This is a genomic window from Stenotrophomonas maltophilia, from assembly GCF_004920835.1.
GTDB lineage: Bacteria > Pseudomonadota > Gammaproteobacteria > Xanthomonadales > Xanthomonadaceae > Stenotrophomonas > Stenotrophomonas maltophilia_AQ.
The window spans coordinates 1-4982 of record NZ_QFHO01000057.1 but is presented as its reverse complement, the minus strand read 5'-3'; the positions used below and the strand labels follow the sequence as shown (position 1 = coordinate 4982).

Annotated in this window: 7 protein-coding genes; all 7 read right to left on the bottom strand. The window is 65.2% G+C overall.

Features of this window, described 5'->3' with window-relative positions; all coding sequences use genetic code 11:
* Nucleotides 1-149: 149 nt before the first annotated feature.
* The gene (locus DI041_RS21020; protein WP_046986643.1) at nucleotides 150-893 is read right to left on the bottom strand and encodes a pyridoxine 5'-phosphate synthase; all 744 of its coding nucleotides are present in this window, start codon (nucleotides 891-893) and stop codon (nucleotides 150-152) included.
* 9 nt (nucleotides 894-902) lie between these two features.
* Complete coding sequence (locus DI041_RS21015) at nucleotides 903-1172, bottom strand: hypothetical protein (RefSeq protein WP_046986642.1); 270 nt, start codon at nucleotides 1170-1172, stop codon at nucleotides 903-905.
* Nucleotides 1173-1212: 40 nt separating this feature from the next.
* On the bottom strand, nucleotides 1213-2673 hold the full coding sequence (gene cls / locus DI041_RS21010; RefSeq protein WP_136640080.1) for a cardiolipin synthase: 1461 nt from the start codon (nucleotides 2671-2673) through the stop codon (nucleotides 1213-1215).
* Nucleotides 2674-2822: 149 nt separating this feature from the next.
* Entirely contained in the window at nucleotides 2823-3236 is a 414-nt protein-coding gene (locus DI041_RS21005; protein ID WP_004132666.1) for an ExbD/TolR family protein, read from the bottom strand.
* Between the two features lie 3 nt (nucleotides 3237-3239).
* Nucleotides 3240-3665 carry an ExbD/TolR family protein gene (locus DI041_RS21000; RefSeq protein WP_012509603.1) on the bottom strand — a complete coding sequence of 142 codons (426 nt, stop codon included), beginning with the start codon at nucleotides 3663-3665 and terminating at the stop codon, nucleotides 3240-3242.
* Between the two features lie 60 nt (nucleotides 3666-3725).
* Nucleotides 3726-4487 (bottom strand): TonB-system energizer ExbB, encoded by a 762-nt coding sequence (exbB, locus tag DI041_RS20995; RefSeq protein ID WP_004132614.1) that lies wholly within the window; start codon nucleotides 4485-4487, stop codon nucleotides 3726-3728.
* A gap of 95 nt (nucleotides 4488-4582) precedes the next feature.
* Nucleotides 4583-4982 (bottom strand): energy transducer TonB (locus DI041_RS20990; RefSeq protein WP_136640154.1); only part of this gene is annotated, 400 nt, incomplete at its 5' end.

Here is a 4982-nt window from a genome sequence, read left to right as displayed (position 1 = left end):
GCGGATCAGGGAGAAACCGGCGCGGAGATCCTTGCTACAGAGCGATCGAGAAGACCTAGAGCCGAACGGTCGCCCGCGCCGGGCTCTCGGCACCTAAGGTGCCAGAGTCGCAAGAGATAAGAGCCGAGCCTACGCTCGGCTGCAATGCATCAAAGCAGCGCCAGATACCCGCGCACGGTGGCATCCAGCCCGTCGTACAGGGCCTCACCGATCAGCGCGTGCCCGATCGACACCTCCAGCACGTCCGGCACGTTGGCCAGGAAATCGCGCAGGTTGTCCTGCGACAGATCGTGCCCAGCATTGACGCCCAGGCCAGCGGCCTGCGCGCGGCGTGCAGCGGTGGCGAACAGCGCCAGCATCGCATCGGCATCGCCGGCCGCATGCGCTTCGGCGTAGGGCCCGGTGTACAGCTCGATGCGGTCGGCACCGACCTCGGCCGCCTGCTCCAGCAACGGGTTGCCGGCATCGACGAACAGGCTGACCCGGCAGCCCATCGCCTTCAGTTCCGCGATCAGCGGGCGCAGGCGCTCGGCATCGCGCTCGAAGTCGAAGCCATGATCGGAGGTGATCTGGCCGTCGCCATCCGGTACCAGGGTGGCCTGCGCTGGACGGGTCTGTGCGCACAAGGGCAGCAGGCCGGGGTAGCCCTCGCGCGGCGGTGCAAACGGATTGCCTTCGATGTTGAATTCGACGCCACGGGCACGGGTCAGCGTGGACAGGGCCAGCACGTCCTCGGCGGTGATGTGGCGGCGGTCCGGCCGCGGGTGCACGGTGATGCCATGCGCGCCGGCATCCAGGCAGGCCTGGGCGGCACGCACCACGTCCGGTTCGGCACCGCCGCGCGAGTTGCGCAGGACGGCGATCTTGTTGACGTTGACGCTGAGCTGGGTCATGGAACGGAACTACTTGGAAAGAGGGGACGGATCGTGTTCGTCGGGGGCGGCATTGCGACGGGCCTGGGCCTGTTCGCGCAGGCGGCGCAGTTCCTCGGCATCGACCAGGGTAGCGGGGTCGCGCTGCAGATCGCCAAAGCGGGCCACGTAGCGGCCGCGTACCCAGGCCAGCAGGAAGGCGAGGGCGGCCAGCAGGCACAGGGTCATCAACCCGGCATTGGGCGTCTTCAGGGCGAAGGCGAAACAGCCCAGCGCCAGCAGCAGGTACAACCAGTACATAGTCGGGCTCCCCGGATGATCGCCGCAGTGTAGCGCTGCGTCAGAGCAGCGGCGAGGCCAGCCGTGCGAACGCCTCCGGCAGGCGATGCAGCCACAGCGAACGGCCGGCCTGGTCATTCACCCGGGTGGCACGGTCGAATTCGCCCTGCAGCAGCTCGGCCAGTGCGGCAACACGACCTCGATCGCTGATCATCATCGATAGTTCGAAGTTCAGCCGAAAGCTGCGGTGGTCGAAATTGGCGCTGCCGACGATGCAGACGTCGTCATCGGCGATGAAGGCCTTGGTATGCAGCATGCGCGGGCCGTACTCGTAGATCTTCACGCCAGCATGCAGCAGTTCGTCAAAGTAGGAGCGCGCGGCCTGGGTGACGAACCAGGAGTCGCTCATCTTCGGCACCAGCAGGCGCACGTCCAGCCCGCCCAGCGCGGCCGAGGTCAACGCCATCCGCGCCGCTTCGCCCGGGACGAAGTAGGGCGTGACCAGCCATACCCGTTCGTGCGCTTCCTGGATGGCCGCCACGTGCAGGCGATGGATGGTCTCCCAGCCCGAATCCGGGCCGGACACCAGTACCTGGGCATTGATCGGGCCTTCGCCCCGCAGGGGCATGTCGGCTGGCCACAGGCGCGCGATATCCATCCGCGATGGATCCTGTCCACTGGCGTAGAGCCAGTCCTCGGCGAACACCAGCTGCAGGCTTCGCACCACGTGGCCACGGATGCGCATGTGCAGATCACGGTATGCATCGGTCCTGCGGCTTTCGTCCTCGTCGTCGGTGATGTTGATGCCACCGGTGAAGGCCAGGCGGCCATCGACGATCACCAGCTTGCGATGGGTACGCAGGTTCAACCATGGGCGCTTGAACGGCTTCAACAGCTGCCGTGGGTGGAACCAGATCGCTTCGCCACCGGCATCGAGCAGGGGTTGCAGGAAGCGCCGCGGCAGGGCGGATGAGCCCACCGCATCGAGCAGCAGGCGCACCTGCACGCCGGCCCGCGCACGTTCCACCAGCGCGTCGCGCAGCGCGGTGCCGGCATGGTCCGGGTTGAAGATGTAGTACTCCAGATGCACGTGATCGCGTGCCTGCGCGACAGCTTCAAGCAGCGCGGCGTAGGTGGCTGCGCCGTCCACCAGCCAGGTCACTTCGGTGGCACTGCTCGGTGCCAGCCCGGTGGTGGCCTGCGCGATCTTGGCCAGCTCGGTGCAGTCGGCATCGGGCGGGCAGACGTCGCTGTAATGCTCCATGCCCGAGCGCGCACGCCCGCGACGCAGGCGCTGCCGCTTCACCTTCTGCGGGCCCAGCAGGTAGTAGATGAAGAGGCCGAGGTACGGCAGCAGCGCCAGCGACAGGATCCAGCTCAGCGTGGCGACCGGCTCGCGCTTCTGCAGCATGATCCAGCCCGCCAGCGCGAACAGGTACAGCAGATAGGCCACCGCCAGGATCGTCCCGAGGTGGGCGATGCCATCCAGCCAGTGGCGCAGGGAGTCGAAGAGGGCGAGCATCCGCCGATCATAACGGGCGCGTGCAGCCTGATGGGGTCAGATCCCTCTTCCTGTTGAAAAGGAATCTGACCCCAACGGGCAAAAAAAGACGCCCCTGTTTCCAGGGGCGTCTGCAGTCGCGTCATGACTGTTGTATTGCGGTGTTGCGTTTACTGCTGCACAAAACCGATCTTCTTCATCTGAGCGTTCTTCGCGGCGGCCAGGACCTTGGCCATCACGTCGTACTCGGAATCCGGGCTGGCGTCGATACGCAGTTCCGGCTGGTTGGTCGGGTCACGCTGGACCTCCTGCTCCATCCGCTGCTGCAGCTCGCTCGCATTGATCGGGCTGTTGTTCCACGAGACCTGGTTGCTGGCGTCGATCTTCAACTCGATCGGCGGCGGCGGTTCGACCAGCTGCGGCGGTGGGTTGAGCACGCGCTGCGGCAGGTCCACGGCGATCGGGTACGTCATGATCGGCGCGGTCACGATGAAGATGATCAGCAGCACCAGCATCACGTCCACGAGGGGCGTGACGTTGATGTCTGCCATGGGGCCCTTGCCACCACCACTACTGAATGCCATGGCTTATTGCCCCTTTTCTTTGGTCGCAACGAAGCCGACGTCCAGCATGCCCTGTTCCTGCGCGATCTTGGTCATCTCGTTGATGACGCGCATCTTGGTGGTGCGGTCACCACGCAGGTTCAGCGGCGGCTGCGGGGTCTGCTGGGCGGCGGTCGCCAAGCGCGACTCGAGAGTCTGCTTGTTGATTTCTTCGTCGTTCCAGTAGATCGAGCCATCTTCCTTGACTGCCAGGGTGATGGGACCCTTGCGGTCGTTGGTGTCGTCCGGCTTCTGGACCAGGTTGGCCTCCGGCAGATCCACCTTGACCTTGTGGGACATCAGGGGCGCCGTGATGATGAAGATGATCAGCAGCACCAGCATCACGTCCACGAGGGGCGTAACGTTGATGTCGGCCATGGGGCCGCCGCTGTTACCACTACTGAAAGCCATAACGGGCTCCGTCTAGATCTTGGTGACTACTTACTTCGTCGCAGGTACAGCGCGTCGCAATTAGCGGACGCGCGAACCGGTGGCGAAGAAGTCGTGCAGGTCGTGCGCGAAGGTATCGAACTTGCTGATGGTCGCGCTGTTGATCTTGCTGAAGAAGTTGAAGGCGAACACGGCCGGGATCGCGACGAACAGACCGATCGCGGTCATGATCAGCGCTTCACCCACCGGGCCGGCAACGGCGTCGATCGAAGCGGAGCCGGTGGCACCGATCTTGATCAGCGCGCCGTAGATGCCCCACACGGTACCCAGCAGACCGACGAACGGAGCGGTCGCACCGACGGTGGCCAGCAGGGTCATGCCCGACTGCAGCTTGTTGCTTTCGCGGGTCACGGCCTGGCGCAGGGCGCGGTCGACGAACTCCGAGCGGCTCAGGTTCTCACCCACGCCACCGGTGGCGCCGCCTTCAGCGCGCTGGTGGTGGGCAGCTGCCTGGGCAGCGTCCAGAGCGATCTTCGAGAACGGCTCCGAAGCCGGCTGCTCTTCCATCGCACGGATGGCGTCCTGCGCGTTCGGGGTATCCCAGAACAGGCTGACGACGCGATCAGCGGCGCTCTTCAGGCGGGTAGCACGGAAGATGTTGATGACGGTCCAGTACCAGGACATGGCCGACATCACGACCAGGGTCAGCAGCACGACCCAGGAGACCGCGAAATCACCCGGCTTGGTGGTCATTTCGTGGATCAGATGCTCGAAGCCCATCTGCGACAGGGCGTTGGACGGATTGCCCCCGGCAGCAGCGGCGATGAAAATTTCCTGCAGCATGACGCTTACCTTTGTTGTGTGTGGTGATAAAGGGTGTAGCTAAGCTAAACAATCGAACCAGGGGCGAGGGTGGCCAGCTGGCCACCCGGGCCGCATCAGTTCAGTGCAAAGTTGACCGGGACGCGGACGCGGCCAGCAGCCTTCTTACCGCCAGCTTCGGCGGCGTTGAAACGCCACTTCCGGGCAGCTTCCATCGCAGCACGGTCCAGGTCGCGGTTACGGCTGGACTTTTCCACCGTGACATTGGTGACGTTGCCGCTGGCATCGACATCAATGATCAGGATCACTTCGCCCTGGATACCAGCGCGGAAGGCTGCCGGCGGGTAGCGCGGCGGGTTCATGGCCTTCGACGAGATGTCCACGCTGGCCTCGATCGAGGTCGGCGGAGCCGGCGGCGACGGCGGCGACGGAGGGGTGACGATGTCGCTTGGGCGCGGCTCCGGCACGTCCACGACCGGCGCCTGCGGCGGCGGCGGAACCGGCGACGGCTTCGGC

Coding starts and splice junctions, on each gene's coding strand:
- DI041_RS21020 (WP_046986643.1), bottom strand. CDS start 893: ATGACCCAGCTCAGCGTCAACGTCAACAAGATCGCCGTCCTGCGCAAC.
- DI041_RS21015 (WP_046986642.1), bottom strand. CDS start 1,172: ATGTACTGGTTGTACCTGCTGCTGGCGCTGGGCTGTTTCGCCTTCGCC.
- cls (WP_136640080.1), bottom strand. CDS start 2,673: ATGCTCGCCCTCTTCGACTCCCTGCGCCACTGGCTGGATGGCATCGCC.
- DI041_RS21005 (WP_004132666.1), bottom strand. CDS start 3,236: ATGGCATTCAGTAGTGGTGGTGGCAAGGGCCCCATGGCAGACATCAAC.
- DI041_RS21000 (WP_012509603.1), bottom strand. CDS start 3,665: ATGGCTTTCAGTAGTGGTAACAGCGGCGGCCCCATGGCCGACATCAAC.
- exbB (WP_004132614.1), bottom strand. CDS start 4,487: ATGCTGCAGGAAATTTTCATCGCCGCTGCTGCCGGGGGCAATCCGTCC.